The sequence below is a fragment of the Brevibacterium sp. LAARM2_SD2 genome (genome assembly GCF_057364785.1).
In genome coordinates this window covers 1-882 of the sequence record NZ_JBNFOM010000060.1, presented here as the reverse complement: position 1 = coordinate 882, position 882 = coordinate 1, and the positions used below count along the sequence as shown (strand labels likewise).

Annotated in this window: 1 protein-coding gene; it reads left to right on the top strand. The window is 76.8% G+C overall.

Going from position 1 to position 882, the window contains the following annotated elements; all coding sequences use genetic code 11:
- Positions 1-882 (top strand): BadF/BadG/BcrA/BcrD ATPase family protein (locus AC2W7K_RS18065; RefSeq protein WP_486006507.1); only part of this gene is annotated, 882 nt, incomplete at both ends.

Genomic DNA, 882 nt, shown 5'->3' with positions numbered 1-882 from the left:
GACTGATGCGCGACTGTCAGGCCGCCGAACTCGTCCTCGGCATCGACGTCGGCGGCACCGGCTCCCGCGTCGCGCTGGCCGCGCCGCAGACCGGGACGCCGGACCCCGCCGCATCCCCGGAGAGCGCCGACGATCCGGCGGCGCACCCGGCGGACGCGGACACGACACGCTCCGACCGCCTCGGCGAACACACTGTCCTGGGCACCCTCACCGGGCCCCGCGTCGAGATCGGACCCGAGGGCAGCAGCGCTCCCGTCGTCATCCGGCGGCTCGTCTCCGCGGCACGGCAGGCGTGGCCGGAGCAGATCCCACGCGTCGTCGGCATCGGGATCGGGGCGACCGGGATCGCCTCCCTCACCGATGATCCCGCGGTGCTCGCGCAGGTCATCGCCGCCGAAGCGGACGCCCCGACCGCGGTGACGATCGATGCCGTCACCGCCCACCTCGGCGCGCTGCGGGGACAGGGCGGGGCGATCGCGGTGCTCGGCACGGGCGCGATCGCCATCGCCCATCCCGGTGCCGACGATCACGGGGTGCTCACCGCGCAGTGGTCGCGGGTCGACGGCTGGGGGCACCTCTTCGGCGACCGCGGGGGCGGGGCGTGGCTGGGACGGCTCGCCCTCGAGGCGGCCCTGCGTGCCCACGACAAGGTTGACGTCCGCGGTGCCGCACTGCTCGCGGCGGCCACCGGTCGGTTCGGGCAGCCGAGCTCGTGGCCGGCGACGTTCTACACGCGCAGCGACCGGGCGGGCCTCCTCGCCGAGTTCGCCGCCGACGTCGCGACTCTGGCCCGCCTCGACGATCCCGTCGCGGTCGACCTCCTCGCCGAGGCGGGACGGGAGGCCGCCCGCAGCGCCGTCGCCGCGGCGACCGCGGCCGGGG